The sequence below is a fragment of the Andreprevotia lacus DSM 23236 genome (genome assembly GCF_900176275.1).
In the GTDB taxonomy this organism is placed as follows: Bacteria; Pseudomonadota; Gammaproteobacteria; order Burkholderiales; family Chitinibacteraceae; genus Andreprevotia; species Andreprevotia lacus.
In genome coordinates this window covers 85,963-111,915 of record NZ_FWXD01000015.1, presented here as the reverse complement: position 1 = coordinate 111,915, position 25,953 = coordinate 85,963, and the positions used below count along the sequence as shown (strand labels likewise).

Below are 25,953 nucleotides of genomic sequence, written 5' to 3'. Positions count from 1 at the left end.
ACCGATGATTACCATTGCGCTGTCCAAAGGCCGTATTTTCGAAGAAACCCTGCCGCTGCTGGCCGCTGCCGGCGTCGTGCCGAGCGAAGACCCGGAATCGAGCCGCAAGCTCATCATCGGCACCAACCGCGATGACGTGCGCCTGATCATCGTGCGCGCTACCGACGTGCCGACCTATGTGCAATACGGTGCGGCCGATCTGGGCATTGCCGGCAAGGACGTGCTGCTCGAGCACGGCGGCGCGGGCCTGTATCAGCCGCTGGACCTGGAAATCGCCAAGTGCAAGCTGATGGTGGCCGTGCGCGAGGGTTATGACTACGAAGGCGCGGTCAAGCAGGGCGCACGCCTGCGCGTGGCCACCAAGTACACGCACAGCGCGCAGGAGCACTTTGCCGCCAAGGGTGTGCACGTGGACCTGATCAAGCTGTATGGCTCGATGGAGCTGGCGCCGCTGGTGGGCCTGGCGGATGCCATCGTCGATCTGGTCTCGACCGGTGGCACGCTCAAGGCCAACAAGCTGGTGGCAGTCGAGCATATCCGCGACATTTCCAGCCGTCTGGTGGTGAATCAGGCTGCGCTCAAGCTCAAGCACGACCGCATCCAGCCCATGCTCGATGCATTCGCCGCTACAGTGGCTGCCAACGCTGGTTGAATGAAGATGCCTCAATGAAAAACGCCCCGTGAATCGGGGCGTTTTTTATTGTCCTCGGCACTTCAAGTTGTTGTGCCCTCAGCCTGTTGCGCGGACTTCAGCTGTATCAGCAAGGCATGCAGCATCTCGGTGGACAGCCCGTGCAGCACCAGCCGGTAGCCGGCGCGCAGTGTGCTCAGCGGCACCAGCGGGTGTTTGTTGTTGAGCAGCAGCAGGTGCTGCGGGGCATTCAGGATGGTGGCGGCGTAAACGGCAATGGTTTCGTCCAGCTGCAGCGAGTTGGATGCACGCCAGAAGTCGTTGTCGGTCAGGAACAGCTGGTAGACCGGCGTGAAGCACTCGATGGCAGTCTGCAGATCGATCACGTTGAGCCAGCCATCGGGCATGGCGGCAATATCGAGCGGCGGTTCGCTGATCATGCTGAAATCCGGCCTTGCCACCGGCCCCAGCGATTGATCGGCAAAGCGCAGCGCCTGATTGAGCCGGATCACGAAATTGAACAGGTTCAGGTCGTGCTTGAGGAAGGTGTCGTCCTTCAGGTCGTCCAGCACCAGCGGGTGCAGCGGCGAGGTCTCGGCCGGCACCGGCGCATTGGCGGCGATGAAGGCGAGAATCTGGCTGCCGAGGTGAAAATGGCGCATCACCAGCCAGTTGGCCTCGGGCGATACCATGCGCTTCAACCCCTCGGCCAGTATCCAGTGCAGGAAACGCGAGGCGGCCCAGCGGCGCGGTACGAACACCTTGATGATCTGGATCAGGATGATGCCGGCGCGCGCCAGCGGGCGGATGAAGGGCAGCAGGAACTGCCGCGCCACCGAGCTGGAGTCGGTCAGCCAGGCGCGCTTCACATGATCGGGCAGCGGCGTGCTCTGGTCCAGATAGAGCGCTAGCCACGGGTTGGGGTCGCGCGGGTCGTGCTCCTGTTGCAGAAAATCCGGCGACCTCTTCATTGCATTGTGCTCCTGTATGACTGTTGCTGATGGATCGCGGTTATCAAGCGCCCGGCACAGCCGGCCGCTCCGCGACTGTTGAGGGCGAAACTGCGCCACTCCCTGTTTGTTTCCGCTCCCCCCGCCCTCGCCGCCGCGAGGGAGCCTCGCTGTTGCTCGCCGCTGCGTCTGCCTGGATGCTCGGCCGCTTTCAACCGTCGATGATGTGCTCGAACTGCATCAGGTAAAGCTGCGCGGTGCGGCGTGCGGTGGCGAGGATCGCATCGCCTGCTGCCGGTTCCAGCGCCAGCGTGATTTCCACCGCAGCCAGCCAGCGTGCCAGATGATGCTCATCGTTGGCGCCATGATATTCCAGAAAACGGAAGGCGCTGGCGGGCAGGTCCACCTGCTTGCGCAGCAAGGGTAGCAGCGCCGGCACGATGCGCTGGCCGGTGCCCTCGATGATGTAGATCGCGCCCAGCAGGCCCAGCGGGTTCTCGGTGGCAGCCAGTGCGTGCAGATAGGCATTGAGCGCCTCGCCACCCGGATTGCGCCGCAGTGCGTCTATCGGCTGGCTGCCGCCGGCAGCCTGATAATCTTGGTACAGGATCATGAAGTCGTTCTGCTCGTCGGTGGCGTGCAGCTCGATCAGATCGCCCAGCGCGGCATACGGGCCGGTGAGCGAGGCCACGGCCTCGCGCATCCACTTGCTGCCTTCGCGTACCTGCGGCACCCATTGCGCGGTCCAGCACTGGTAATCGGCCTGGGTAAAGCGGCCTGCCACCAGCTTGTGGATGACCGGGCTGCGCCACACGCTGGAGCGGTAGTCGTGCCAGATGCCGGCCAGCGTGGTCAGCAAGGGTTGTAGTGCATCCGGTGCGCTGGCCGGGTCATGCGGTGCGCTGATCGTGGCAGGCTGCAGTGCTGCCGTACTGGGGGCCGCACGCAGCAGTGCCGGCTGTTGTGGTGCGTTGGCGGCTTCCACTTCCAGCAGCATGTAGGCGGCGCTGATGCGGCCTGACTCGGGGATGAAACAGAAAATTTTCTCGCCCGGCTTCACCGTATGCGTATCCAGGAACTCGGCCAGCATGATGAAGATGGACGCCGCGCCGGTATTGCCGCGCGTGGCGAGGTTGCTGTACCAGCGCGCCTGCGGGATGCTCAGCCCGGCCTTGTCCAGCAGGTCGGCCACCACCGGGATGAACTTGGCCGATGAGTAATGGCACAGGAAGTGGTCAATCTCGTCCGACTTGATCCAGCCGCCCTCGACCAGTTTCACGTATTCGTGGATGGATACGTCGAACAGATGCGGCAGCAGGCGGATGTCCTGCCGCAGCGACAGCGCGCCCGCCGCTTCGGCCTCGCTGCTGGACGGATAGTCGAGGAAGGAGGTGTTGCGATCCTCGCTCAGCCCCAGCTGCATGCATACCGGGTAGTCGCCGGCAAAGCTTTGCTGGTGCACCCAGCTCAGCTTCAGGCGCACGCCATTGCGGCCGCTGGGCGTGTCGGTCAGCAGCAGCGCGCCGGCGCCGTCGGACAGCATCCAGCGCAGGAAGTGGGCGTCGAAGTCGCTGTCGTAGCCGCGCGGTGCAAAGCGGCTGCGCTTGAACATGCGCGACGGCATTTCGGCCGCCACCACCAGCGCCTGCCGGTGCGCGCCCAGTTCTATGCCCTGCGCGGCATGCGCCAGTGCGGTCACGCCAGCCGCGCAGATGCCCTGGCTGGACAGCGTACTCATCGGTGGTGCGCCCAGCTCGCCCTGGATCATGGCGGCAAAGCCCGGCATCAGTGCATCGCCGCCGGATGAGCCAACGGCCAGCAGCGAGACATCGGCCGCAGTTGCCTGCGCACGCTGCAGGCAATCTTCGACCGCATTGGCGGCCAGCCGCGCGTGCGACAGCACGGTATTGCCGTCGGCATCAATCGCGTAGTGGCGGCTGGCAATGCCATTCTCGGCCAGGATGCGTGCCTTGATGCGGCCGGAAATACGGTTGATGGGCGCGATATAGGCATCCATGCCGTCGTTGTCGACCGGCGGGCCGGGCAGGTGGTAGCCGGCGGCCTCGATATACACATGCTCGAAACGGGTGGGCATCAGCGGGTCTCCGGGGGCGTCATCAAGCTGTGGCTGCGGTGGCGCGGCAATAGCGGGCCAAGCAGAAAGGTACGGAACATATAGGGCAGCAGGCCGCCGGCCTGCAGGCGCGGGTCGATCCGGTGGCGCAGCTGCGCGTGCAGGGTCGGCAGGGTGGACCAGTGCGCGTGCGGGTGTTCGTGGTGGGCAGTGTGCAGGCCGATATTGAACAGCAGCGGGTTGACCCAGCCGGCAAAATTGCGCGCGTAGTCGTAGCGTGAATGGCCGTCGGCATGCGCATGCTGCAGGTAGTTGGTGGCCAGCAGCCAGTGCAGGCCATGCAGTTGCGGCAGTAACACCAAGAGCAGCCAGTTTTGCCAGTCCAGCCACGCCAGCGCGCCCCAAGGCAGCAGTACGGCTGCATATTGCAGCAGGCAGCGGCGGTATGCCGCCGGGCTGCGCCGGCGCAGTCTTGCCAGCCATGCGGCGAAATGCGGATAGAGTACCGGCAGCACTTGCAATGGGTGCAGCAGGTAGCCAGCCAAGTGGTTGTGATCGCCAAAGCGCCAGGTGCGCGTCATGTCCTGCGGGCCTTGCCGGTAGCGGTGGTGATTGGCCATGTGGCTGCAGTGAAAGACAAAGCCGGGGTGGCCCTGCAGCAGGCTCAAGTACAGGTCGGTCAGCCGGTTCAGCCAGCGGCTGCGCCACATCGGCAAGTGGGCATGGTTATGGTGGATGACGCCCACGCCCAGGGTGAGGAACAGCACCACGCCATACGCCAGCCAGCTGAAACCGCGCCGCCATTGCCAGGCTACCAGTAGCGGCAGCGCAAGCAGGTAGATGAGCGATTGCAGATCGCGCCAGCTACGCAGCATGGTCGGTGTGCCTCGCCCGCCAGCCGTCCAGCTGCTTGTGTGCGGCATCGGGCGGCAGCGCGGTGCCGAACAGCCGGTCCATGAAGGGGAACATGAAGCCGAAGTTGCCGCGAAAGCAGGCATGGTGCAGATGGTGGCGACGCGCGCCGTTCAGCCACCAGCGGTCGGCATGCGCATCGGGCAGGAAGTCGTAGTTGGAGTGGCCGATGTTGTTGAACAACAGACTGAACACCGGTAGCGCCAGCAGCGCCCCCACGCTGAAATCATGCACCACCATGGGCAGCATGATCACATTGCCCAGCAGGATGGCCTCGACCGGGTGAAAGCTGTAGGTCGCCCACGGCGTCACCACCACCGAGCGGTGATGCGGGGTGTGAAAGCGCCGCAGCCAGCGCGTGTGCAGCAGCCAGTGGTTGGCGTAAAAGTGCACCTCGTTCCAGGCGATGAGGACGATGATTTCCAGCGTGGTCTGCCACCACGGCGGGTCAAGCGCGATGCCGGCCCAGCCCCATTGCAGCAGCCCCCACGGAAAAATCACGCCGGTGCCGAACAGGAAAATCGAGCAGGCCGATTGCAGCAGCTCGCGCCTGATCTGGCCGGGCAGCAGCGGGCGCGGATCGAGCACGCCGCCGTAGCCGATGGCCGGCAGCAGATGGCGGGTCAGCAGCGTGTTGATCGTGCCCAGCAGCAGATACAGCCCGGCAAAGAAAGCGAGGCCGGCCAGCATGATCTCGTACCAGCGGCTGTGAAGGATGAATTCGCGCATGGCAAACACCGTGAATCAGGGGGCCGCCGCCGTGGTTTGGACGCGGACCCGGTTCCGGCAGGATCTCCGTGAACGTCGCGGCGGCCGGCATGCTTGCGCCGGCTGCGGATTAAGGGGCTGCAACCGAACCGGCTCGCGACAGCTTGACGACATTGTGACTCAATATGCTTGTACATGACGAGTTGCGCCGCGTGGCGGTGGCATCCCGCTACCCAAAGCCGCACCAACCCGCCAGCCATGTTGCCGCCGCTGGTCATGCGTCTTGCCGCGCTTGTCGGTGGCCGGCATGAGGTCGTTAGCTCGAACGCTCGGGCGCATGAGCATTTCGTTCCATGCGAGGGCATGCGGGCAGCCACAGGGCATATGACGAACGGTAGCTGCGCTGGCTTGTGGGCCGCCATCGCTTCCAAATACCATCTGCTTCGGCTGGAAGATCCGGAAAAACGGTATTCCCCTTCGTAAGAAAGTTACTGAATTTTTACTTGCGCAGAGTGAGACAGTTTTTTCGTATTGCTTGCCGCTTACGAGCGCTGTCGTTATCTTCCCCGCATCAACCTTGTTACTTAGTCGTGCAATGAGCGATACCGTACAACTCATCCTGACGGGGCACTTGCTGCCTGGCTTTAGCGAAGATACCGCAGCCGAGAACCTGGCCCGATTGATGCGGCTGGATCTGGCACGTGCACGCCAGCTACTGCAGAACGCGCCCACGGTAATCAAGCAGCACCTGCCGCACAAGGATGTTGAATCCTATACCGCTGGCCTCAATCGGGCCGGCGTGGTGGTACAGACGCGGCCGCATGCCGCTGCCCCCGCCAACCGCAGTGCTGCCCCCGCTCCCCAGCCCGTGACGGCAGCAGCCGCACCGCAGGCCAAGCCCGCCAGCTCGCCGGCCCGCGAGGGATCGTCCATCATTTCGCTGGTGCCCGAGCAGCCTGTTGCCCCTTCGCTGCCCGCACTGGCGCCGCTGATTGCTGCTGCACCGGCAGTCAGTGTAAGGCCGGCGGCTGCGGTGACCAACGCACCCACGCCTTTTCCTGCGCTGGAACCGTTGTTGGCCGCGGAGGCCACGGCAACGGTGCTTGCCCCTGCCCCGCTTGCTGCTCCGGCCCCCGCCGCCCGTCCGGCCCTGGCGCTGGTGGATGACGAGCCGTCAGTTGCAAACACCATATGCTGCCCAGCCTGCGGGCGCGAGCAAGCCAAGCGCACCTTGTGCCTGGGTTGCGGTGCCGACATGCCACGCATGATTGCCGCGCGTGAAACGGCGGAGCAGGAGGCAAAGCAGCGTGCACAGACGCCGCAGCCGACAACAGCCAATCCGTATGCGCGCAACGCCGCTGCCAGCAACAGCACCGAGCTTGATGACGAAGAGGCATACGAGACCCCGTCGATCTTCAGCTTGAGTCGTCAGGGCCGCTTGGGGCGCATGCGCTATCTGGCCTATACCATGGTGGTAGTTGGCGCGGCCATTCCGGCACTGCTGATCGTGATACTGCTGTTGCACTCGGTCATGCTGACGCTGGCCGTCTGCGCTGTGGGATGGTGGCTGTACGTGCGGCAAACCATTTTGCGTTTGCATGATCTGGGCTTGTCCGGCTACTGGATCATCGGTTCATCCTTTGCCGCCGGGGCTTCCTATCAGGCAAGCCCGACCCTGGGTACCATCATTGCGGCGCTGGTTACGCTGGGTTCGTTCGCCCTGTGCGTGATGCCGGGCAGCAAGGGCGAGAACGATTACGGCTTGCCTGCAGAGCCACCGACAACCTGGGTGTCGGTGCTGGGTGGTATTGGCTTGGTGATTTCGTTGATCTCGCTGCCGTTCATGCTCAAGAAGGAAAACCTGCGCGGACGTTATGACCGTCATCATCAGTACGAGCAACCTGCCGGCGTGGCCGGTGGCACGGGGCAGGATGACAAAGGCGAGAGCGATTCTGATTCGTCGTCCGAGCATGGGCAGGACAGCAACGACAAATCCAGCAACTAGGGCCTGTTAACACTTATTTCGCGCTTGCGCTGGGCCGCAAAGAGGTCAGCTACAAGGCACGCAACGCAGGCAATAACCGGTTATTGCCAAGGCGCGTAACGCCGTAGATGGCCTCTTTGCGGCCCAGCCCTGCGGGTTCGGGGTATTTCGGGCGGTTCGCTGCGTTGCAAACCGCTTGCGGTACCCGTACCGCGGCGCGTTCTGCGCCTTGCGCTCCATCCCGAACTACCCCGAACGCAAGCGTGAAATAAGTGTTAACAGGCCCTAAGGCATCGCGTAAACCCCGCATGGCGTGCAGCCGTGCGGGCTGGCACGCTGGTGGCATGATTGCCATGTGAGCCCGCCATGCTGGAAACCTCGCTGCTCGTTGCCACCATCGCCACCCTGGGCATGCTGTCGCCGGGGCCGGATTTCTTTCTCATCGTCAAGAATGCCGCGCGCTACCGCAAGGGGGCGGCGCTGGCGACCGCTGCCGGCGTCAACACCGCCATTCTGGTGCACATGGCCTATTGCGTGGCCGGGCTGGCGGTGGTGATTACCACCACGCCATGGCTGTTCAACATCCTCAAATATGCCGGCGCCGCGTACCTGATCTGGATTGGCATCCAGGCGCTGCGCTCGCGCGGCGGCGCCAGCGTGGCGCTCGATGCGCGGCGTGAGGAGATCGGCTTGCGTGCCGCCTTCATGCAGGGCTTGCTGTGCAATCTGCTCAACCCCAAGGCCACGCTGTTTTTCCTCGCCATGTTCACCCAGGTGCTGAACGTGCACAGCAGCGTGTTCGAAAAGCTCTGGTACGCCTTCATCATCTGGGCGCTGGCGGTGGTCTGGTGGCCCTTGCTGGTGTTCCTGATCCAGAGTGCGCCGGTGCGCAGTGCACTGGCACGCGGCCAGAAGTGGATAGACCGCCTGTTGGGCGGCGTGCTGGTGGCGCTGGGGCTGAAAGTGGCGCTGTCTTGATCCAGATCAGCACGTAACAAGTTGCACGGCGCGGGCGTGGCGGGGTGGCTTGGGTATAATCGGCTATCCCCAAGCAATATGTGCTGCCTATCATGATCCGCCGACTCGATTCCCGCTCGCCCGATTTCCAGTCCCAGCTCTCTGCGCTGCTGGCGTTTGAAACCTCGCAAGACCCGCAAGTGGACCTGCGCGTTGCCGCCATTCTGGCCGACGTGAAAACGCGCGGCGATGCTGCCGTGATCGAGTACACCAACCGCTTCGACGGCACCAGCGCCGAGTCGATGGCCGATCTGGAGCTGACGCAGGAAGAATTGAAAGCCGCCTACGAGCGCCTGCCGGCCGAGCAGCGCGATGCACTGACCGCCGCGGCCGAGCGTGTGCGCCGCTACCACGAGCGGCAGAAAATGAGCTCGTGGACCTACGAGGACGAAGACGGCACCCTCTTGGGCCAGCAGATTACCGCGCTGGATCGCGTCGGCATCTATGTGCCGGGCGGCAAGGCGGCGTATCCCTCGTCGGTGCTGATGAACGCCATCCCGGCCCATGTGGCTGGCGTGCCGGAAATCATCATGGTCGTGCCCACCCCCAGGGGCGAGCGCAATGATCTGGTACTGGCTGCTGCCTATGTGGCTGGCGTGTCGCGCGCGTTCACCATTGGGGGCGCGCAAGCGGTCGGTGCATTGGCCTATGGCACGCAAACCGTGCCAGCGGTCGACAAGGTGACCGGCCCCGGTAACGCCTATGTGGCAGCCGCCAAGCGTGCGGTGTTCGGCATCGTCGGCATCGACATGGTGGCCGGCCCGTCGGAAATCCTCGTGCTGTGCGATGGCGCGACCGACCCGGACTGGGTGGCCATCGACCTGTTCAGCCAGGCCGAGCACGACGAAATCGCCCAGGCCATCCTGCTGTGCCCGGATGCCGACTATATCGCCCAGGTTGAAGCCAGCATCGCCAAGCTGCTGCCCACGCAGCCGCGTCGCGCCATCATCGAAGCATCCCTGTCCAACCGTGGTGCGCTGATCCTGGTGCGCGATCTGGACGAAGCCTGCGCCATCTCCAACCAGATCGCGCCGGAACACCTTGAGCTGCAGGTGGCCGAGCCGCGCGAATGGGTGCAAAAGCTGCGCCACGCCGGCGCCATCTTCATGGGCAAGTTCACCAGCGAATCGCTGGGCGACTACTGTGCCGGCCCCAACCACGTGCTGCCCACCGCGCGCACCGCGCGCTTTGCCAGCCCGCTGGGCGTGTACGACTTCCAGAAGCGCTCCAGCCTGATCCAGGTATCCGAAGCCGGCGCGCAAAAACTGGGCAGGATCGCCGCCGTGCTGGCGCATGGTGAAGGGCTGACCGCGCACGCCAATGCCGCAGAATTCCGCCTGAAGTAAGCCACGCTGCAACCTCCATGCAAAAAATGCCCCGCTGATGCGGGGTATTTTTTTTATTCACTGCTAGAATGGCCGCTGCTGTCTGTTTCAGACAGGAATGTGGAGCGTGCAACAAGTGACTCGGCCGGATTTTTTTGACAACCCTTATGCAGCATCTCAAGCGAGTATGGACGAGTCCACCGTCGCGGGAGCGGGTCAGGAAATGGCCGGTCGAGGCATGCGTTGGCTGGCAACGATAATCGATACCGTCCTCATGTATGGGGGTCTGGCCATCATTTTTTATCCCTGGCTCAGCAAGGAAGCTTCGCTTGAATCAGATGCGGTCAAATTCGGCCTGCTTAGCTTTGCCTGGCTGATACTCTGGTGGGGGGGCAACTGCTGGTTGATTTACCGCAATGGCCAGACCGTGGGCAAGAAAATCTGCCGGATTCGGGTAGTGCGGGAAGATGGCTCACGCTGTTCCCTGGCGCGTTATGTATTCATGCGCGCGCTGCCGATCGGTGTGGTGAGGTGGATTCCCTATCTTGGTGGCCTGGCTGCTTTCATTGATGCCGTGATGATTTTTCGGGGCAATTACCGTTGTGCGCACGACGACATGGCCGGCACGATCGTAGTCAAAGCCTGACGCGAAATTGGCATGATTGACGGCAAGCTGCATATCTTCACCCCTGAGGGCGTCACGCTGGCTGTGGTACCGGCTGGTGCCGCACGGCGCGGTTACGCGTGGTTTATCGATCTGATCGCACGTGCGGTGATCGGTTTTCTGTGCATGTTCCTGTTGCAGCTTGCCATGCCGGGCGGCGCAGGCACCGGCATGATGATGGTCGTGTTCTTCCTGATCGAATGGGCCTATTTCATCGTGCTGGAAGTGTTTTTCAACGGCACTTCGCTGGGCAAGCGGCTGACCGGCTTGCAGGTTTTGCGCGAAGATGGCCTGCCGGTGGGCTGGCGCGAATCCGTGCTGCGCAACCTGCTGCGCGAGATTGATTTCCTGCCGTTCTCCTACGGCATAGGCCTCGGCTTCATCTTGCTGGACAAACATGCGCGCCGTCTGGGCGATATCGTGGCCGGCACCGTGGTTGTTTACCGCGACAAGGCCACCGTGCGCCCGGCGCTGCCTGTGGTTACGCCGCTGCCGCTGCCTTATGCGTTGACGCCGGACGAGCAACGCGCCTTGCTCGATCTGGTCGAGCGTGTACGCACCGTACCTGCGCAACGCCAGACCGAACTGGGCGATCTGGCCGAGCCGTTGACTGGTCTCAAGGGCGAAGCGTCGCTGCAGCGCCTGTTTCAGTATGCGGCAGGGTTGACCGGGGGCAAGCAGGCATGAGGCAACACCAGTTTGAGAGCCGCCATGCCGCGCTCTGGCAGGATATCGAGCAGGAGCTGGCCAGCAAGCAGCCATCGGCCGATCTGCCGGTGAAGTACCGCGCGCTGTGCAATACGCTGGCCGTGGCGCGCCAGCGTGGCTATTCGCCCTCGCTGGTGCAGCGGCTGGATCTGCTGGCCATCAATACCCACAGGCTGATTTACTCGGCAGTCGGCACGCAGGAGCACGCGTTCATGCGCTGGGTGCTGCGCGATTTTCCGCGTCTGGTACGCGCCGAATGGCGGGTGGTGGCCTTGTCGCTGCTGGTGTTTTACGGCCTGACATTGCTGGTGGGCCTGGCCGTCGCCTGGGATCACGAGCTGGCCTACAGCTTCATGTCGCCGGGGCAACTGGCCAATTTCGAGGAAATGTATCGCGGCGGCGCCCACAAGCTGGCACGGCGCGGCAGTGACGACGACGTGATGATGTTCGGCTTCTACATCATGAACAACGTTTCGATCGGGCTGCGCTCCTTTGTCGGCGGGTTGGCGTTTGGCGTGGGGGCGCTGTTTTTCACCGCCTACAACGGCGCGTATTTCGGCGTGGTGGCCGCGTGGCTGTCGCGCGATCCGGCCACGGCACTCAATTTCTGGTCTTTCGTGATTACCCACAGCGCGCTGGAGATCACCGGCCTGCTGCTGGCATCGGCGTCGGGCTTCAAGCTGGGGTCTGCGCTGCTGCTGCCGGGCCGGCGCGGCCGCGTGGCGGCCTTGCGCGAGAGCGCTGCCAGCATCCTGCCCATGTTGCTCGGCGCCGCGATGATGATTTTCCTTGCCGCGTTTTTCGAGGGCTTCTGGTCGGCGCGTACCGATATCCCGGCCACCGCCAAGTTCATCGTGGGCGGCATGTTGTGGCTGGCGGTGATTGCCTATTTCTGTCTGGCGGGGCGCAAACGTGCAACTTGAAGCGCTGCAAATCGACATCCGGCCCGGCTCGCACGCTGCCGCCATCGATCTGGGCCAGCCCTTGCTGCGCCGCTACTGGCGCAGTGTCTATCTGGCCTGGTGGCTGCCCTGGCTGGCGCTGGCGCTGTTGTTGTGGGCCATCTTGCCGCGCGACGATCTGGCCTGGGGTACCCTGGCCATGTGGTGGTTGCGCCCGCTGTTTGACCGGCTGCCGCTGTATATCCTGTCGCGCGAGGTATTCGGCGAGCATGTGACGGCCTGGCAGGCGCTGCGCGCATGGCCGCGCCAGTTGGGCGGCTGGCTGCGCTTCCTGACCATCTGGCGGCCCTTTATGGTCGGGCGCGGCCTGTATGCGCCGATCTGGATGCTGGAAGGCGCGCGCGGCAAGTTCGCCTTGCAACGCCGCCGGGCGCTGGGTGCGCGCGGCGCTTATGGCGCGGCATCGTGGTTTGGTGTGGCCTGCCTGCATTTCACCCTGGTGTTCGAGCTGGCGGCCTACGGTCTGGTGGCCATGTTCGCGATCACGCCCGATGACATGTCGGCGCTTGAGGCGCTGGGCAAGTATCTGGTGCAGCCCGAGGTGGTCGCGCTGGCGGGCCATATCAGCTATGTGCTGGCCGATGGCCTGATCGGCCCGGTGTACTCGGCCGGCTGCTTCACGCTCTACCTGCGCCGCCGTGCCGAGCTGGAGGGCTGGGATATCGAGCTGGCCCTGCGGCGCATGGCGCAGCGGCGGGCCAGGCTGCTCAAGCCGCTGGGCAGCGCTGTTGCTGCCTTGTTGTGTGCTGCGGTGTTCATGCTGCCGCAACCGCGTGCCCATGCGGCAGAACCGGTGTTGAGCGCATCCCGCCCGGCTGTTGTACCGGCAGCGCACGCGGCGTCTGGCGCTGCCGACGGCCAATGCGAGCTGCCCAGCTATGTAACTGCACAGCAAAAAGAGCGTGGCACTGCCCACGATGCCGAGCAGGATGCCGTACGGCGCGATCTGGAAACCGTGCGTGCCAGCGAGGATTTCCGCACCTGGAAGTGCGAGCTGCGCTGGGTGGAAAAAAAGCGGGACATCAAGGCAGGCAAGGACAGCGAATCATGGCTGTACCGTTTCTTGCGCTGGCTGTTTGACCGGGATGGCCCCAGCCGCTCGCGTGACAGCAACAGCGGCATTGGCCTTGGTTCGGCGGATATGCTCAAGCTGGTGCTGGTTGCCGGCCTGGTGGGCTTGCTGGCCTGGTTGCTGTGGCGCAATCGCGAGCGCTTGTCGGTGCTGCTTGCGTCGGTAAAGGTCCGTCCGCCGCTGCCCGACGAAATCTGTGGCCTGGATATCCGGCCGGAAAGCCTGCCCGACGATGTGCCGGCCGGCGTGCGCAGGCTATGGGGCGAAGGGCGGCAGCGCGATGCACTGGCGCTGCTGTATCGCGCCACGGTATCGCGGCTGGCGCACGACCATGCGCTTGAGCTGCATGCTGGCGACACCGAAGGCGATGTGCTCAGGGCTGGCCGGCGCGCTGCCGAAGCGCAGCGGCTGCCGGCGCAGGCGCTGGATGCCTGCCGCGACGTCACCGAGATCTGGAGTGCTGCCGCCTATGCCGATCAATGGCCGGTGGCCGAGCGGCTGGAGCAGGTGTTGCAGCGCTGGCGCAGCGCGCTGGCGGAGGTGCGGGCATGAAAAAGATCGCGCTCTGGCTGTTGATCGCCGTGATCGCTGGCGCCGTGCTGTACGAGGTGATCGAGTGGTTGCAGTACCGGGAAAGGCAGAATGTCTCGGTGTCCCGCTCGCCGTCGGCTGCAAGCCTGGAAAACCCCTTGCTGATGGCCAGCCGCTTTCTGGCGCGGCGTGGTTTGACCACGCGCGACGAACCGTCATTGCATGGCGTGGCAGGGCGTCTGGGGCCGCACGACACCCTGGTGGCGATGCGTGCTGATGCCTCGCTGCCGGCACGTGAGCAGCGTGCGCTGCTGCACTGGGTGGATGCCGGTGGTGTATTGATCACGTCGTTCTCAACGCAAAAGTCTGGTCATCGGCCTTCTCCCGATGACGATGGTGAAGAGGACAGCGGCAATCCGCTGCTTGCATCGCTGCAGATTTCTGCCGTTGAGGACAGCAAGCAGGAAGGGCCTTACCTGATCAGGCCGCCGGCGCTGGGCTATCAACTGACCGTGACCACATGGCAGGAGCAGGCGCTGCAGCCGTCCACGAGCGTAAAACCGGACTGGACGGATGCCGGTGGACATTTCCTCTTGGCCTACAAGCGCGGCAGCGGCTGGATCGTCGTGCTGGGCAGCTCGCGCCTGTTCGACCAGCATGCGCTGCTGCAGCGTGACAACGCGCAACTGCTGTGGGAGCTGGCGCGCATCAACCCGGGCAAGGCCTGGCTGGTGCGGCCGGGTGCGCCCGATCAATGGTACGCACGGCTGTGGGCCACCTGGCCACAGGCGCTGATCACGCTGGCCGTGCTCATCCTGCTGTGGGTATGGCACTGCGGCGTGCGCTTTGGCCCGCTGTTGCCGGTGCATGGCAGCCAGCGCCGTGCATTGCTGGAACATATCCGCGCCAGCGCCCGCTGGACCTGGCGACGCAATGGCGAGGCTCAATTGTTGCAAGCAGCCCGCCGAGCCACGCGCGCGCTGCTGGAGCGGCGCATGCCCGAGTGGACGCAATTGCCGCCAGACGAGCTGACGCGCCGGCTGGCCAAACGTTATGACATGCCGCAGACCGAGCTGGATGCGGCGCTCAATCGCCCCGTTACCCGTCACCCGGGTGCGTTTGCCGCTGCGGTGGCTACCTTGCAAACCTTGAGGAACAAGTTATGAGCACGGAACGTTTCACCCAGGCCGTCGAGGTCGTTCGCCGCCTGCGCGAGGAAATCGGCCGCGCCGTCGTCGGCCAGACCGATACGGTGAACACGGTGCTGGCCAGCCTGCTGGCCGGCGGCCACGTGCTGCTGGAAGGCGTGCCGGGTCTGGGCAAGACCTTGCTGGTGCGCGCGCTGGCCAAGACCTTTGCCGGCCAGTTCTCGCGCATCCAGTTCACGCCCGACCTGATGCCGGCCGACGTAACCGGTCACGCCTTCCTCGACATGAAGGAACACCGCTTCACCATCCGCCGTGGCCCGGTATTTGCCAACCTCTTGCTGGCTGACGAAATCAACCGCGCGCCGGCCAAGACCCAGGCGGCGCTGCTGGAAGCCATGCAGGAGCGCCAGGTCACCATCGAGGGCGAGGCCATTCCGCTGCCCAGCCCTTTCATGGTGCTGGCCACGCAAAACCCCATCGATCAGGAGGGCACCTATCCGCTGCCCGAAGCGCAGCTCGACCGTTTTCTGGTCAAGGTGCTGATCGACTATCCGACCGCAGGCGAAGAGCTGGCGCTGGTCAAACAGGTGACTGGTGCCGCATCGAGCGACGGGCTGGATGTGAACGCAGTGAACACGCTGATCAAGCCCGACACCGTGCTGGCGCTGCAGCAGGTGACCGCCGCCATCCGCGTGGACGAGCAGGTGCTGGATTACGCGGTGCGCATCGTGCGCGCCACGCGTGACTGGCCGGGCCTGTCCATCGGCGCCAGCCCGCGCGGCGCGATCTCGCTGGTGCGCGTGGCCCGTGCGCTGGCCTTGATCGACGGCAATGACTATGTGACGCCGGATGAGGTCAAGCGTGCCGCATTGCCGGTGCTGCGCCACCGAGTGGCGCTCGCGCCCGAGGCCGAGCTGGATGGCCTGACGGCAGACCGCGCGCTGGCCGGCCTGCTGGAACAGATCGCCGCGCCGCGCGCATGACGCCCACCCGCAAGCTGCTCTGGCTGTTTGCCGCGCTGCTCGCATTCGCGCTGGCCTTGCCCTGGTTGCCGCTGCTGGCCTGGTGGCTGGTGCTGGCTGCCGTATTGCTTGCCGTGCTGGCTGACGCCGTGCTGGGCTGGCGTGTGCCGGTGTTGCGCGCAGAGCGCAGCGTGGCCGGGGTGTGGCCCATTGGTCGTTGGGGTGACGTTGCGCTTGTCGTGCGCCACACCGGGGGGCGTACCCTGCGCCTGGCGCTGTTTGATCACTATCCGTCCGGTTGGGGGCAGGAGGGCTTGCCCCACCCCAGCACGCTCTCTGCCGGGCAGTTCGTGCGCTTTGTCTATCGCGTGCAGCCGCAGGCGCGCGGCGATCACCGCTTTGGCCGGCTTGAGGCACGCGTGGCATCGCCGCTGGGCCTGTGGTGGCGGCGTGCGTGGCTGGGCGCGGAAACGCCGGTCAAGGTCTTCCCCGATTTTGCACCGGTGCTCAAGCGCTCGCTGCTGGCTGCCGACCGCCTGGTGCCGCAGGCCGGCGTGATCCGCCGCCGTCGCCGTGGCGAAGGCACCGATTTTCATCAGCTGCGCGATTACCGTGAGGGCGATGCGCTGCGTGCCATCGACTGGAAGGCAACAGCGCGGCTGCGCAAGCCGATCAGCCGTGAATATCAGGAAGAGCGCGACCAGCAGATCATCTTTTTGCTCGATTGCGGTCGCCGCATGCAGGCGCAGGATGGCGATACCTCGCACTTCGATCACGCGCTCAATGCGATGCTGGTGCTGGCCTGGCTGGCGCAAAAGCAGGGTGATGCCATCGGCCTGTATACCTTTGGCGGGGAGGAGCGTTGGCTGCCGCCCTTGAAGGGGCGAGCCTCGTTCGACCGCCTGCTGTCCAGCCTGTACGACCTGGAGGCCAGCGAAACGCACCCGGATTACCTTGCCGCTGCCGAAGCGCTGGCCGAGCGCGCCAAAAAGCGCGCACTGGTGGTGTTGCTGACCAATCTGCGCGACGAAGACAGTGATAGCCTGGCCGATGCGATGACCCTGCTGGTCAACCCGCACCGCGTGCTGTGCGCCAGCCTGCGCGAGACGGTGCTCGACAGCGAATTGCTGCGCCCGGTGGCTGATTTTGAAGCTGCACTCACCCATTGCGGCACGCTGGAGTATCTGGAAGCGCGCCGCAAGGCATTCAACGCGCTGAGCGGCCACGGCCGCGAGCTGATCGATGTCACCCCTCAGGCCCTGCCGCTGGCGCTGGTCAACCGCTATCGCGAGATGAAGGAAGGCGGGGTGCTTTGATGAACCGCCGCCGTGGTCGCATGTTGTTGGTGCTGCTGGGCATTGCACTGGCGGTGGCGCTGCTGCACCACGCCCGGCTGTGGAGCTGGTTGCTGGGTGTGCTGGTGGTGTTGGGCCTGTTTTTTGACTGGGTGTACAGCCCCTATCGGCCTGGTGACGGCCCCTTGTATCTGGCAAAACGCGACGAAGCAGAAGAGCGGCGGCGTGCAGTGGCGCTCAGCAGCGAAGTGAATTCGCTGCATGCCAGCAACGATTATTCCAGCCTGGTCGATACATCCTACAGCGTGGGCAGCCTGTACGAGCGCAGCGATGACTGGTCATCGTCCTCGTCGGACAACGACAGTTCGTGCAGTGATTCTGGCAGCTACGATGCCGGCTGCAGCGACGGCGGCGGCAGCTTTGACTGAAACATCGCTACTGGCTGCTTGCCCGGGCCGGTCAAGGCAGGCTGGCGTTGTCTTGTCACCGGCCCGGGGGCATTGCCCATGATGTCGCGCTTGGGTGTCTGGCTGGCAGGTGGCACCATTGCGCTGCTGATGACCGTATGGGGGATGGAAAGCGGTTCCTTCGGCTTGTTTGGCACGGGGGCTTTGGGCCTGTTGCTGGTTTTCTGGGGGGCGGCTTCGGCAATCATCCGCTCCGCCGGGCAAGGTAATCAGCCGACCCAGCAAGGCCAAGAGCCGCAACCGCACCGCGCCGAGCTCCTGCCTGCCACGGAATACCCCCGCCCATCGCGCGCCAACAAAAGTTCGCCACGGACGATCGACCAGTTGTTGCGGATCTGGGCAGTCGGCTCGTTGATCGGGCTGGCCGTGATCGTCTTTGGGCTGAAGATCGTATCGCTGCCCGCATTCGGGGTTGGCGCCGTGATCATGGTGCTGCAGCTCATGACGACGGCCACCTCCATCGTCAGGGAGATCTACCCACGCCGTGGCTTGCTCTGGGCGGGTGGTCACCATCAACTGCTTGATGACGAGCGCGCGCTCGACGTGTTTGATGACTGGGGTGATGACCTGGATTGGGATTGGGGTGACGGCGGAGATGGTGACGGAGGGGACGGTAGCGACGGCGGTGATGGTGGGGGCGATGGCGGCGGTCACTGAGTGTTGTCATCATCGGCGTGCCGTCTAAGGGCTCGCCTGCCTGCTGGAGGTCGTGAATATGGATAGACTCAAATTGCTGCGGATTGTCGTTTTTCTCGCCGCCTGGGCCTGCGCATACTTTGCATACACAATGCGCAGTGCCGGGCTCGCCGGCGGGGCTTGCGTGCTGGGGGTGATCTGGTGGCGTTTGCTGGGTGACGACCAGGCTCACGAGGCTGATTTGCTTGATATTGACGTTGGCGGGCCGGATGGCGGTTTCGGCGATGGCGATTGAAGCCCCGCTGTTTTCGCCGCCGCGCCGCTGCGGATGACGGTGTGGCTGCCCACGTGCTACGGTGGCGCATGGCAGCTAAAAACGAATACCTCTCCTGGCTGATCGAGCAGCTTGCCCCGCTGGGTGCAATCCGCAGCAAGGCCATGTTTGGTGGCTATGGCATCTATTGCGACGAGCTGTTCTTTGCCATCGTCGTCGATGACGTGCTCTATTTCAAAGCCGACGACGAGAGCATTCCTGATTACACCGCGTACGGTTTGCTGCCCTTCCGTTACCACATGAAGGATGGCAGCCCGCAGACAATGAAGTACTATCCGCCGCCTGAAGCCGCGCTTGAAGAGCAGCCCGAGCTACTGCAATGGGCCCGCAAGGGCCTTGCCGCCGCACTGCGCGCACCCCAACGCAAAAAGAAATCCGCATGACCTCGCATACCGACATCCTGCGTGCCGAGATTTCGGCGCTGCACGCCTACCACGTCCCGCCCGCACAAGGCTTCCTCAAGCTCGACGCGATGGAGAACCCCTACGATCTGCCGCCCGAGCTGCAGGCCGAGCTGGGCCGCCGGCTGGCGCAAGCGCCGATCAACCGCTACCCGGACCCGCAGGGCAGCGGCATCAAGGCCGGCCTGAAAACCGCCATGGGCATCCCGGACGGTTTCGACGTGCTGCTGGGCAATGGGTCGGACGAAATCATCCAGCTCCTGGCCATGCTGGTCATGAAGCCGGGCGCCACCTTGCTGTCGGTCGAGCCCAGCTTCGTCATGTACAAGATGATCGCCACCTTCTGTGGCATCAATTACGTGGGCGTGCCGCTGAACCCGGCCGATTTCTCGCTTGATCTCGATGCCATGCTGGCGGCTGTGCGCGAACACCAGCCGGCGCTGGTGTTCCTCGCCTATCCGAACAACCCGACCGGTAATGCCTTCGATGCGGCAGCGATCGAGGCCATCATCGAGGCTGCACCGGGGCTGGTGGTGGTGGACGAGGCGTATCACGCTTTTGCTGAAGACTCGTTCTTCTCGCGCCTGCAGCGCTATCCCAACCTGCTGGTGATGCGCACCCTGTCCAAGCTCGGCGTGGCCGGCCTGCGACTGGGCTTCATTGTGGGTGCGCCGGGCTGGATCACCGAGCTTGATAAACTGCGCCTGCCCTACAACATCAATGTATTGACGCAGATTGCTACCGAGCTGGCGCTGGAGCACGTGGACGTGCTCAACGGCCAGGCCGCAGTGTTGAAGCAGGAGCGCACCAATCTGCTTGCGGCATTGAACGCGCTGCCGGGGGTTACGGCGTTCCCTAGCCAGGCCAATTTCATCCTGGCGCGAGTGCCGGATGCCCTTGCGGTGTTCAATGCACTGAAAGAGAAGAAGATTCTCATCAAGAATCTGCACGGCGGGCCGAAAGTCTTGGATAATTGCTTACGTTTCACCGTTGGCCGCCCGGAAGACAACGCCGTTGTCGTCGCGGCACTGAAAGAGATCATCAAGTAATGACCGACCGTATTGTCACCGTCACCCGCAACACGCTGGAAACCCAGATCACCATCACGCTGAATCTGGATGGCACCGGCGTCTCCAAGTTCGATACCGGCGTACCCTTCTTCGAGCACATGCTCGACCAGGTGGCGCGCCATGGCCTGTTCGATATCGAGATCAAGGCGGTGGGTGACCTGCATATCGACGCGCACCACACGGTGGAAGACGTGGGCATCACCCTGGGCCAGGCTTTTGCCAAGGCCGTGGGCGACAAGAAGGGCATCGTGCGTTACGGCCACAGCTATGTGCCGCTGGACGAGGCGCTGTCGCGTGTAGTGGTCGATCTGTCCGGCCGCCCCTGTCTGGAATACGATTGCGAATACACGCGTGCCATGATCGGCGGTTTTGACGTGGATCTGTTCGGCGAATTCTTCCGTGGTTTTGTGAACCATGCCGCCATCAGCCTGCACATCGACAATCTGAAGGGCAAGAACGCCCACCATCAGGCCGAAACCATATTCAAGGCGCTGGGCCGTGCGTTGCGCATGGCCGTGGCGTACGACGAACGCATGGCCGGCATCACGCCGTCCACCAAGGGCACACTGGTAGGCTAAGCCGATGCAAAAAATTGCGATCGTCGACTATGGCATGGGCAACCTGCACTCGGTCACCAAGGCCTTCGAGCTGGTGGCCGATGGCCGCGCACAGGTCGAGCTGACTGCCGACCCGGCCGTGGTGGCTGCTGCCGACAAGGTGGTGTTCCCCGGCCAGGGCGCCATGCCGGACTGCATGCGCCACCTGGAGGAATCCGGCCTCAAGGCCGAGGTGCTCAAGGCGGCCGGAGAAAAGCCGTTCTTCGGCATCTGCGTGGGCGCGCAGCTCTTGTTCGAGCGCAGCGAGGAAGGTCCGACCGACAGCCTGGGTGTGTTCAAGGGCCAGGTGGTGCGCTTTCCGCCCGACCGCATGATCGATGCCGACGGCAACAAGCTGAAAGTGCCGCACATGGGCTGGAACGAAATGTTCATCAAGCATGCCCACCCGCTATGGGCCGGCATACCGGATGGCGAGCGCTTTTACTTTGTGCACAGCTACCATTTCGCGCCGGCAGACGATGTGGCCGTGATCGAATCGGCCTATCCTTACCGTTTCGCTGCTGCCGTAGCGCGCGACAACATTTTTGCCATTCAGTGCCACCCGGAGAAATCGCACCGGGCGGGGCTGCAATTGTTGCAAAATTTCGTAAACTGGGACGGCAAGGCCTAAGTCCCTCTTATCAAAACGCTTTATCGCTTTTTATCATGCTGATCATCCCTGCTATCGACCTCAAAGACGGCCAGTGCGTACGCCTGCGCCAGGGCGAAATGACCGACGCCACCGTGTTCTCCGACGATCCCGCCAGCTTCGTCAGCCATTGGCTGGGGCAGGGCGCGCGCCGCATGCACCTCGTCGACCTGAACGGCGCTTTTGCCGGCAAGCCCAAGAACCTCGATGCTGTCAAAAGCATCCTCAAGGCCATCGACGGCGCCGTACCGGTGCAACTGGGCGGCGGCATCCGCACCCTGGAAACCATCGAGATGTATCTCGATGCCGGCATCGACTACGTGATCATCGGCACCGCCGCGATCAAGCAGCCGGGTTTCCTGCACGAAGCGTGCGACGCTTTCCCGGGCCACATCATCGTCGGCCTTGATGCCAAGGATGGCAAAGTGGCAACCGATGGCTGGGCCAAGGTTACCGACCACGACGTGATCGACCTCGCCAAGCGTTTCGAGGGCTACGGCGTCGAGAGCGTGATCTACACCGACATCGGCCGTGACGGCATGCTGTCCGGCGTGAACATCGAAGCCACCGTCAAGCTGGCGCAGGCGCTGACCATTCCGGTGATTGCCTCGGGCGGCCTGACCAATCTGGACGACGTGCGCCGTCTGGCCGAAGTCGAAGCGGAAGGCATCGAAGGCGTGATCACCGGCCGTGCCATCTATGAAGGCACCATCGACTTCAAAGCCGCGCAGGAACTGGCCGACCAACTGGTCGCAGCCTGATCCGGCATGCAGCACGGCAGCGATCCCACCAAACGCTTTTCCGAACACGCTGGCGCCTATGTGCGCGGCCGGCCGGGCTACCCGGCCGGTGTGATCGAGACCTTGCGTGGCTGGGGGGCGTTGCCTGACGGTGCCGTTGTGGCCGATATCGGTGCTGGCACCGGCATATCCACCGCACTCTATCTGCAGGCCGGTTATACCGTGTGTGCGGTCGAACCCAACCGCGCAATGCGCGAGGCGGCTGAACTGCGCTTTGCCGGCACGCCGCTGTTTGCCAGCATCGAAGGTGGGGCCGAGGCCACCACGCTGGCCGACGACAGCGTGGACCTGATCTCGGCCAGCCAGGCGTTTCATTGGTTCGACCCGCTGCCGACGCGCGCCGAATGGCAGCGCATCCTCAAGCCGGGCGGACAGGTGGCGCTGATCTGGAACGACCGCGAGCTGGATGCCACCCCGTTTCTGGTCGATTACGAGGCGCTGCTGCAGCGTTTCGGCACCGACTACAACGAAGTGAAGCACACGCGCATTGATCCGGATGCCATAGGTGCCTTTTTCGGCGCCGAGCCACGCAGCGTGGCCCTGCCCTATGTGCACCGCTGCGACCGCGCCATGTTGCGCGACCGCGTGCTGTCGGTCTCCTATGTGCCCAAGGCCGGCCAGCCCGGTTTTGATGACATGATGGCCTTGGCCGATACCCTGTTTGATCGCCACCAGCAGCATGGTGTGATCGAATTCCTTTACCAAACCCGTATCTACTGCGCCCCGCTGGCGCCCTGAAGCTTGCCATGCCCCTCGCCAAACGCATCATTCCCTGCCTCGACGTGACCGATGGTCGCGTGGTCAAAGGCGTCAACTTCGTCGGCCTGCGCGATGCCGGCGATCCGGTGGAAATTGCGAAAAAATACGATGACCAGGGCGCGGACGAGCTGACCTTTCTGGACATCACCGCATCGAGCGACAACCGTGACCTCATCCTGCACGTGATCGAGGCGGTGGCGTCGCAGGTGTTCATTCCATTGACTGTTGGCGGTGGTGTGCGCAAGGTCGAGGACGTGCGCCGCTTGCTCAATGCCGGCGCGGACAAGGTCAGCATCAACACCACGGCGGTGACCAATCCGGAAATCGTCGAGGCTGCCGCTGCCAAGTTCGGCAGCCAGGCCATCGTGGTGGCCATTGATGCCAAGGCGGTCGATGCCGACAACTCGCGCTGGGAAATCTTCACCCACGGCGGCCGCAAGCCGACCGGGCTTGACGCGGTGGAATGGGCACGCAAGATGCAGCAACTGGGTGCGGGCGAAATCCTGCTCACCAGCATGGATCGCGACGGCACCAAGATCGGCTTCAACCTGCCGCTGACCCGTGCGGTGAGCGATGCGGTGGATATCCCGGTGATCGCCTCGGGCGGCGTCGGCAATCTGCAGCATCTGGTCGATGGCGTGACACAAGGCCACGCCAGTGCGGTACTGGCGGCCAGCATTTTCCACTTCGGCGAATACACGGTGCGCCAGGCCAAGGAAGCCATGCGCGCCGCCGGCATCGAGGTTCGTTTATGAAAGCACTGAAGCTGTTCGCGCTGCTGGCACTGCTGCCGGCCATGGTCTGGGCCTGCGAGCTGGAGGTGGATACCGCCGGCAAACCGCTGAAGATCGAAGTGAACAATATGCGCCACGGCACGCACAACGAGCTGACCCTGTTTCTTACCCTGAAGAACGAGGGCAAGGCCGTTTACGCCTTCAATGGCGCGGAAAGCCTGTACGTGGTCGATGAGCAGGGCCGCCGCGAGAAGCCGGCCAGTGTCGATGCCGCGCCGCAAAGCATTGCGCCTGGCGGCGCGATTGCCATCCGCGCGCACTACACGCCCAGCCCGGATTACACCGCCGCCACGCTGAAGGTGGACTGATGAGCTGGCTCGACGACATTCTGTGGGACGACAAGGGGCTGGTGCCGGTGATCGCGCAGGACAAGGACAGCGGCCGCGTGCTGATGTTTGCCTATGCCAACCGCGATGCAGTGGCGCTGACTGCCGAAAAAGGCACGGCGCACTACTGGACGCGCTCGCGCCAGAAGCTGTGGCACAAGGGCGAGGAAAGTGGTCACTACCAGCGCGTGCAGGAAATCCGCCTCGATTGCGATGGCGACGTGCTGATCTACCTGATCGAGCAGGAAGGCGGCATCGCCTGCCATACCGGCCGGCAGAGCTGCTTCTTCCGCGTACTCAAGGATGGCGAGTGGGAAACGGTGGACCCGGTGCTCAAGGACCCGAGCGCCATCTACCACAAGCACTGATCGTGCCCCACTGCAGGCATGCCAAGGCTGACCGCGAGTCAGCCTTTTTCAATCTGTCACGTTGAACTGCAACGTGCGTGCAACATTCAGCCATATAATTGCGCCTGACTTCTTCCATTTCAGACCGGACAACGCCCCATGGTTTCCGCCGATATCCTCGAACGCCTCTCCGCCACGCTGGCCAGCCGCCGCGAGGCCGACCCGTCCACCTCCTATGTGGCCAAGCTGTTCCACAAGGGCACCGAAGCCATCCTGAAAAAAGTGGGTGAGGAAGCCGTCGAGGTCGTGATGGCAGCCAAGGACGGCGACAAGCTGCACGTGGTGCGCGAAGTGGCCGACCTGTGGTTCCACACGCTGGTGCTGCTGGCCCACGAGGGGCTGAGCCACGAAGACGTGCTGGCCGAGCTGGCGCGCCGCGAGGGTATCTCCGGCATCGAAGAAAAAGCTTCCCGCCCCAAGGAGTAAGACCGTGTCCGACTGCATTTTCTGCAAGATCGCCACCGGCGCGATCCCGTCCAACAAGGTGTACGAGGATGAGGACGTCATCGTATTCCACGACCTGCATCCGGTTGCGCCGGTGCACGTGCTGGTGGTGCCCAAGACGCATATTGAATCCCTGGCGCATGCCGAGGTCGAACATCAGGCGTTGCTGGGCAAGTTGATGCTGGTGGGCGCCAGGGTGGCCGATCAGCTGGGGCTGCAGAAGGGCTTCCGTACCGTGATCAATACCGGTGCGGGTGGTGGACAGACGGTGTTCCACCTGCACCTGCACGTGATCGGTGGCCCGGGGCTGCCGTCGGGGATTCTGGGCGTGACGACCCACTGATACACCTGTTGCCGGTCATCTACACCAGTAGATCGGTAACAATAGTCAGGCATCGTTGGCGGCCGGCGCATAATTCGCCGCCGTCTGATCAATTTTTTTTGCGTGGAGCAAACACATGGGTTCGTTGAGCATTTGGCACTGGGTAATCGTGCTGGCCATCGTCGTGGTCGTTTTCGGTACCAAGAAGTTGGGCAATGCCGGCAAGGACCTGGGCGATGCCGTTCGTGGTTTCAAGGATGGCCTGAAGGGTGATGAGGCTGCCAAAGCCAGGAACGACGGTGCACCTGGCAGCGCCGAAGTTGCCGACAAGGACAAGCGCTAAGCCGTGTTCGATGTCAGCTTTGCCGAATTGGCCGTGATTGGCGCCGTGGCGCTGGTGGTGCTCGGGCCCGAACGCCTGCCTGCGGTGGCGCGCACCATCGGTGCGCTGATCGGCCGTGCGCAACGTTTTGTCGCTAGCGTAAAGGCCGATCTGAACCGCGAGGTGCAGCAGACCGAGCTGGCGAAAATCGAGGCCGAGCTGCGCGCTGAGGGCGACGGCCTGCGCAACACCATCCACCAGAGCCTGGTAGAGCCCGTGCAGCAGGCGCGCGAGGAGCTGAGCACGCTGGCGGCCCCGCTGCAGCAACCGCTATCGAGCGCGTTGGACGATATGGCTGCGGATGCTGCTGGTACGCCAGACCTGTCTGTGCCGGAAATCAGTACGGCAGACATGCCTGCTGTTTATGCCGCACAAGTCGAGCCTGTTGAAACGGCAGCCCCGTCTGACTTGTCCGAAACGCCGCCTGTCGAGGTGGAAGTTGCGCCATCGGCGTCTGCCGCTGTGCGTGTAGCCGAAGCTGTTGCGCCGCTTGAAGATGCGTCGGCGGTCGAGGCCGTGCATCATCTTGACGCCGCAGCACGCACAGTGTTCGACGAGCGCCAGCTTGATCTCTTTGATGCTCCCCCGGCGGTGGTTGCTGCCGGCAACGACAGGCGCTGATC

The 25,953-nt window shown here is 63.7% G+C and carries 31 protein-coding genes; 27 read left to right on the top strand and 4 right to left on the bottom strand.

Annotation, left to right across the window (positions count from 1 at the left end; all coding sequences use genetic code 11):
• Window positions 1-4: 4 nt before the first annotated feature.
• Window positions 5-652, top strand: a complete 648-nt coding sequence (hisG, locus tag B9A19_RS13585; RefSeq protein ID WP_084091342.1) for an ATP phosphoribosyltransferase — start codon at window positions 5-7, stop codon at window positions 650-652.
• 62 nt (window positions 653-714) lie between these two features.
• Here the strand turns inward: hisG and B9A19_RS13580 are convergent, their stop codons facing one another.
• The 4 genes from B9A19_RS13580 to B9A19_RS13565 all read right to left on the bottom strand — a co-directional run bounded on the left by B9A19_RS13580 (window position 715) and on the right by B9A19_RS13565 (window position 5,296).
• Complete coding sequence (locus B9A19_RS13580; protein WP_084091341.1) at window positions 715-1,602, bottom strand: DUF6999 family protein; 888 nt, start codon at window positions 1,600-1,602, stop codon at window positions 715-717.
• Between the two features lie 190 nt (window positions 1,603-1,792).
• Window positions 1,793-3,676: a StlD/DarB family beta-ketosynthase gene (locus tag B9A19_RS13575; RefSeq protein ID WP_084091340.1), complete on the bottom strand. Its 1,884-nt coding sequence runs from the start codon at window positions 3,674-3,676 to the stop codon at window positions 1,793-1,795.
• Window positions 3,676-4,530 carry a fatty acid desaturase gene (locus B9A19_RS13570; RefSeq protein WP_084091339.1) on the bottom strand — a complete coding sequence of 285 codons (855 nt, stop codon included), beginning with the start codon at window positions 4,528-4,530 and terminating at the stop codon, window positions 3,676-3,678. Before B9A19_RS13570 ends, B9A19_RS13575 begins: the two co-directional genes overlap by 1 nt.
• A complete protein-coding gene (locus tag B9A19_RS13565; RefSeq protein ID WP_084091338.1) occupies window positions 4,520-5,296 on the bottom strand; it encodes a sterol desaturase family protein in 777 nt (258 codons plus the stop codon). The genes B9A19_RS13570 and B9A19_RS13565 overlap by 11 nt, the downstream gene beginning before the upstream one ends.
• Window positions 5,297-5,870: 574 nt before the next feature.
• Between B9A19_RS13565 and B9A19_RS13560 the strand changes: the two genes are divergently transcribed.
• The 26 genes from B9A19_RS13560 to tatB all read left to right on the top strand — a co-directional run bounded on the left by B9A19_RS13560 (window position 5,871) and on the right by tatB (window position 25,951).
• A complete protein-coding gene (locus B9A19_RS13560; RefSeq protein ID WP_084091337.1) occupies window positions 5,871-7,280 on the top strand; it encodes a DUF805 domain-containing protein in 1,410 nt (469 codons plus the stop codon).
• 345 nt (window positions 7,281-7,625) lie between these two features.
• Entirely contained in the window at window positions 7,626-8,237 is a 612-nt protein-coding gene (locus tag B9A19_RS13555) for a LysE family translocator (RefSeq protein ID WP_084091336.1), read from the top strand.
• 92 nt (window positions 8,238-8,329) lie between these two features.
• Window positions 8,330-9,622, top strand: coding sequence for a histidinol dehydrogenase (hisD, locus tag B9A19_RS13550; RefSeq protein WP_139798829.1), 1,293 nt, complete (start codon window positions 8,330-8,332; stop codon window positions 9,620-9,622).
• 106 nt (window positions 9,623-9,728) lie between these two features.
• Window positions 9,729-10,247, top strand: coding sequence for an RDD family protein (locus tag B9A19_RS13545; RefSeq protein ID WP_176216931.1), 519 nt, complete (start codon window positions 9,729-9,731; stop codon window positions 10,245-10,247).
• A 12-nt stretch (window positions 10,248-10,259) separates the two neighbouring features.
• Window positions 10,260-10,952 (top strand): RDD family protein, encoded by a 693-nt coding sequence (locus tag B9A19_RS13540; protein WP_084091334.1) that lies wholly within the window; start codon window positions 10,260-10,262, stop codon window positions 10,950-10,952.
• Window positions 10,949-11,896: a stage II sporulation protein M gene (locus B9A19_RS13535; protein ID WP_084091333.1), complete on the top strand. Its 948-nt coding sequence runs from the start codon at window positions 10,949-10,951 to the stop codon at window positions 11,894-11,896. Before B9A19_RS13540 ends, B9A19_RS13535 begins: the two co-directional genes overlap by 4 nt.
• On the top strand, window positions 11,886-13,559 hold the full coding sequence (locus B9A19_RS13530) for a DUF4129 domain-containing protein (RefSeq protein WP_084091332.1): 1,674 nt from the start codon (window positions 11,886-11,888) through the stop codon (window positions 13,557-13,559). The genes B9A19_RS13535 and B9A19_RS13530 overlap by 11 nt, the downstream gene beginning before the upstream one ends.
• Window positions 13,556-14,704 (top strand): DUF4350 domain-containing protein, encoded by a 1,149-nt coding sequence (locus B9A19_RS13525; RefSeq protein ID WP_084091331.1) that lies wholly within the window; start codon window positions 13,556-13,558, stop codon window positions 14,702-14,704. The genes B9A19_RS13530 and B9A19_RS13525 overlap by 4 nt, the downstream gene beginning before the upstream one ends.
• Window positions 14,701-15,669: an AAA family ATPase gene (locus B9A19_RS13520; RefSeq protein ID WP_084091330.1), complete on the top strand. Its 969-nt coding sequence runs from the start codon at window positions 14,701-14,703 to the stop codon at window positions 15,667-15,669. The genes B9A19_RS13525 and B9A19_RS13520 overlap by 4 nt, the downstream gene beginning before the upstream one ends.
• Window positions 15,666-16,964, top strand: coding sequence for a DUF58 domain-containing protein (locus B9A19_RS13515; RefSeq protein ID WP_084091329.1), 1,299 nt, complete (start codon window positions 15,666-15,668; stop codon window positions 16,962-16,964). The genes B9A19_RS13520 and B9A19_RS13515 overlap by 4 nt, the downstream gene beginning before the upstream one ends.
• Window positions 16,964-17,371, top strand: a complete 408-nt coding sequence (locus B9A19_RS13510) for a hypothetical protein (protein WP_084091328.1) — start codon at window positions 16,964-16,966, stop codon at window positions 17,369-17,371. The genes B9A19_RS13515 and B9A19_RS13510 overlap by 1 nt, the downstream gene beginning before the upstream one ends.
• A gap of 78 nt (window positions 17,372-17,449) precedes the next feature.
• Window positions 17,450-18,067, top strand: a complete 618-nt coding sequence (locus tag B9A19_RS13505) for a hypothetical protein (RefSeq protein WP_084091327.1) — start codon at window positions 17,450-17,452, stop codon at window positions 18,065-18,067.
• Window positions 18,068-18,197: 130 nt separating this feature from the next.
• The gene (locus B9A19_RS22605; RefSeq protein ID WP_176216930.1) at window positions 18,198-18,341 is read left to right on the top strand and encodes a hypothetical protein; all 144 of its coding nucleotides are present in this window, start codon (window positions 18,198-18,200) and stop codon (window positions 18,339-18,341) included.
• Window positions 18,342-18,409: 68 nt separating this feature from the next.
• Window positions 18,410-18,763 carry a TfoX/Sxy family protein gene (locus B9A19_RS13500; protein ID WP_084091368.1) on the top strand — a complete coding sequence of 118 codons (354 nt, stop codon included), beginning with the start codon at window positions 18,410-18,412 and terminating at the stop codon, window positions 18,761-18,763.
• Window positions 18,760-19,830, top strand: coding sequence for a histidinol-phosphate transaminase (gene hisC / locus B9A19_RS13495; RefSeq protein WP_084091326.1), 1,071 nt, complete (start codon window positions 18,760-18,762; stop codon window positions 19,828-19,830). The genes B9A19_RS13500 and hisC overlap by 4 nt, the downstream gene beginning before the upstream one ends.
• Entirely contained in the window at window positions 19,830-20,429 is a 600-nt protein-coding gene (hisB, locus tag B9A19_RS13490; protein WP_084091325.1) for an imidazoleglycerol-phosphate dehydratase HisB, read from the top strand. The genes hisC and hisB overlap by 1 nt, the downstream gene beginning before the upstream one ends.
• A gap of 4 nt (window positions 20,430-20,433) precedes the next feature.
• Entirely contained in the window at window positions 20,434-21,078 is a 645-nt protein-coding gene (gene hisH, locus B9A19_RS13485; protein ID WP_084091324.1) for an imidazole glycerol phosphate synthase subunit HisH, read from the top strand.
• Window positions 21,079-21,113: 35 nt separating this feature from the next.
• The gene (hisA, locus tag B9A19_RS13480; protein WP_084091323.1) at window positions 21,114-21,857 is read left to right on the top strand and encodes a 1-(5-phosphoribosyl)-5-[(5-phosphoribosylamino)methylideneamino]imidazole-4-carboxamide isomerase; all 744 of its coding nucleotides are present in this window, start codon (window positions 21,114-21,116) and stop codon (window positions 21,855-21,857) included.
• A 6-nt stretch (window positions 21,858-21,863) separates the two neighbouring features.
• The gene (locus B9A19_RS13475; RefSeq protein ID WP_084091322.1) at window positions 21,864-22,634 is read left to right on the top strand and encodes a class I SAM-dependent methyltransferase; all 771 of its coding nucleotides are present in this window, start codon (window positions 21,864-21,866) and stop codon (window positions 22,632-22,634) included.
• Between the two features lie 8 nt (window positions 22,635-22,642).
• Window positions 22,643-23,410: an imidazole glycerol phosphate synthase subunit HisF gene (gene hisF, locus B9A19_RS13470; protein ID WP_084091321.1), complete on the top strand. Its 768-nt coding sequence runs from the start codon at window positions 22,643-22,645 to the stop codon at window positions 23,408-23,410.
• The gene (locus B9A19_RS13465) at window positions 23,407-23,757 is read left to right on the top strand and encodes a hypothetical protein (RefSeq protein ID WP_084091320.1); all 351 of its coding nucleotides are present in this window, start codon (window positions 23,407-23,409) and stop codon (window positions 23,755-23,757) included. Before hisF ends, B9A19_RS13465 begins: the two co-directional genes overlap by 4 nt.
• On the top strand, window positions 23,757-24,143 hold the full coding sequence (hisI, locus tag B9A19_RS13460; protein ID WP_084091319.1) for a phosphoribosyl-AMP cyclohydrolase: 387 nt from the start codon (window positions 23,757-23,759) through the stop codon (window positions 24,141-24,143). Before B9A19_RS13465 ends, hisI begins: the two co-directional genes overlap by 1 nt.
• Before the next feature lie 138 nt (window positions 24,144-24,281).
• Window positions 24,282-24,608 carry a phosphoribosyl-ATP diphosphatase gene (locus B9A19_RS13455; RefSeq protein ID WP_084091318.1) on the top strand — a complete coding sequence of 109 codons (327 nt, stop codon included), beginning with the start codon at window positions 24,282-24,284 and terminating at the stop codon, window positions 24,606-24,608.
• Between the two features lie 4 nt (window positions 24,609-24,612).
• Entirely contained in the window at window positions 24,613-24,969 is a 357-nt protein-coding gene (locus tag B9A19_RS13450) for a histidine triad nucleotide-binding protein (RefSeq protein ID WP_084091317.1), read from the top strand.
• A gap of 115 nt (window positions 24,970-25,084) precedes the next feature.
• On the top strand, window positions 25,085-25,291 hold the full coding sequence (tatA, locus tag B9A19_RS13445) for a Sec-independent protein translocase subunit TatA (RefSeq protein ID WP_084091316.1): 207 nt from the start codon (window positions 25,085-25,087) through the stop codon (window positions 25,289-25,291).
• 3 nt (window positions 25,292-25,294) lie between these two features.
• The gene (gene tatB, locus B9A19_RS13440; RefSeq protein WP_084091315.1) at window positions 25,295-25,951 is read left to right on the top strand and encodes a Sec-independent protein translocase protein TatB; all 657 of its coding nucleotides are present in this window, start codon (window positions 25,295-25,297) and stop codon (window positions 25,949-25,951) included.
• Window positions 25,952-25,953: the final 2 nt, after the last annotated feature.

Excerpts from the sequence above, each read along its gene's own strand:
- hisG (WP_084091342.1), top strand. The coding sequence starts at position 5 with ATGATTACCATTGCGCTGTCCAAAGGCCGTATTTTCGAAGAAACCCTG.
- B9A19_RS13580 (WP_084091341.1), bottom strand. The coding sequence starts at position 1,602 with ATGAAGAGGTCGCCGGATTTTCTGCAACAGGAGCACGACCCGCGCGAC.
- B9A19_RS13575 (WP_084091340.1), bottom strand. The coding sequence starts at position 3,676 with ATGCCCACCCGTTTCGAGCATGTGTATATCGAGGCCGCCGGCTACCAC.
- B9A19_RS13570 (WP_084091339.1), bottom strand. The coding sequence starts at position 4,530 with ATGCTGCGTAGCTGGCGCGATCTGCAATCGCTCATCTACCTGCTTGCG.
- B9A19_RS13565 (WP_084091338.1), bottom strand. The coding sequence starts at position 5,296 with ATGCGCGAATTCATCCTTCACAGCCGCTGGTACGAGATCATGCTGGCC.
- B9A19_RS13560 (WP_084091337.1), top strand. The coding sequence starts at position 5,871 with ATGAGCGATACCGTACAACTCATCCTGACGGGGCACTTGCTGCCTGGC.
- B9A19_RS13555 (WP_084091336.1), top strand. The coding sequence starts at position 7,626 with ATGCTGGAAACCTCGCTGCTCGTTGCCACCATCGCCACCCTGGGCATG.
- hisD (WP_139798829.1), top strand. The coding sequence starts at position 8,330 with ATGATCCGCCGACTCGATTCCCGCTCGCCCGATTTCCAGTCCCAGCTC.
- B9A19_RS13540 (WP_084091334.1), top strand. The coding sequence starts at position 10,260 with ATGATTGACGGCAAGCTGCATATCTTCACCCCTGAGGGCGTCACGCTG.
- B9A19_RS13535 (WP_084091333.1), top strand. The coding sequence starts at position 10,949 with ATGAGGCAACACCAGTTTGAGAGCCGCCATGCCGCGCTCTGGCAGGAT.
- B9A19_RS13525 (WP_084091331.1), top strand. The coding sequence starts at position 13,556 with ATGAAAAAGATCGCGCTCTGGCTGTTGATCGCCGTGATCGCTGGCGCC.
- B9A19_RS13520 (WP_084091330.1), top strand. The coding sequence starts at position 14,701 with ATGAGCACGGAACGTTTCACCCAGGCCGTCGAGGTCGTTCGCCGCCTG.
- B9A19_RS13515 (WP_084091329.1), top strand. The coding sequence starts at position 15,666 with ATGACGCCCACCCGCAAGCTGCTCTGGCTGTTTGCCGCGCTGCTCGCA.
- B9A19_RS13510 (WP_084091328.1), top strand. The coding sequence starts at position 16,964 with ATGAACCGCCGCCGTGGTCGCATGTTGTTGGTGCTGCTGGGCATTGCA.
- B9A19_RS13505 (WP_084091327.1), top strand. The coding sequence starts at position 17,450 with ATGATGTCGCGCTTGGGTGTCTGGCTGGCAGGTGGCACCATTGCGCTG.
- B9A19_RS22605 (WP_176216930.1), top strand. The coding sequence starts at position 18,198 with ATGCGCAGTGCCGGGCTCGCCGGCGGGGCTTGCGTGCTGGGGGTGATC.
- B9A19_RS13500 (WP_084091368.1), top strand. The coding sequence starts at position 18,410 with ATGGCAGCTAAAAACGAATACCTCTCCTGGCTGATCGAGCAGCTTGCC.
- hisC (WP_084091326.1), top strand. The coding sequence starts at position 18,760 with ATGACCTCGCATACCGACATCCTGCGTGCCGAGATTTCGGCGCTGCAC.
- hisB (WP_084091325.1), top strand. The coding sequence starts at position 19,830 with ATGACCGACCGTATTGTCACCGTCACCCGCAACACGCTGGAAACCCAG.
- hisH (WP_084091324.1), top strand. The coding sequence starts at position 20,434 with ATGCAAAAAATTGCGATCGTCGACTATGGCATGGGCAACCTGCACTCG.
- hisA (WP_084091323.1), top strand. The coding sequence starts at position 21,114 with ATGCTGATCATCCCTGCTATCGACCTCAAAGACGGCCAGTGCGTACGC.
- B9A19_RS13475 (WP_084091322.1), top strand. The coding sequence starts at position 21,864 with ATGCAGCACGGCAGCGATCCCACCAAACGCTTTTCCGAACACGCTGGC.
- hisF (WP_084091321.1), top strand. The coding sequence starts at position 22,643 with ATGCCCCTCGCCAAACGCATCATTCCCTGCCTCGACGTGACCGATGGT.
- B9A19_RS13465 (WP_084091320.1), top strand. The coding sequence starts at position 23,407 with ATGAAAGCACTGAAGCTGTTCGCGCTGCTGGCACTGCTGCCGGCCATG.
- hisI (WP_084091319.1), top strand. The coding sequence starts at position 23,757 with ATGAGCTGGCTCGACGACATTCTGTGGGACGACAAGGGGCTGGTGCCG.
- B9A19_RS13455 (WP_084091318.1), top strand. The coding sequence starts at position 24,282 with ATGGTTTCCGCCGATATCCTCGAACGCCTCTCCGCCACGCTGGCCAGC.
- tatA (WP_084091316.1), top strand. The coding sequence starts at position 25,085 with ATGGGTTCGTTGAGCATTTGGCACTGGGTAATCGTGCTGGCCATCGTC.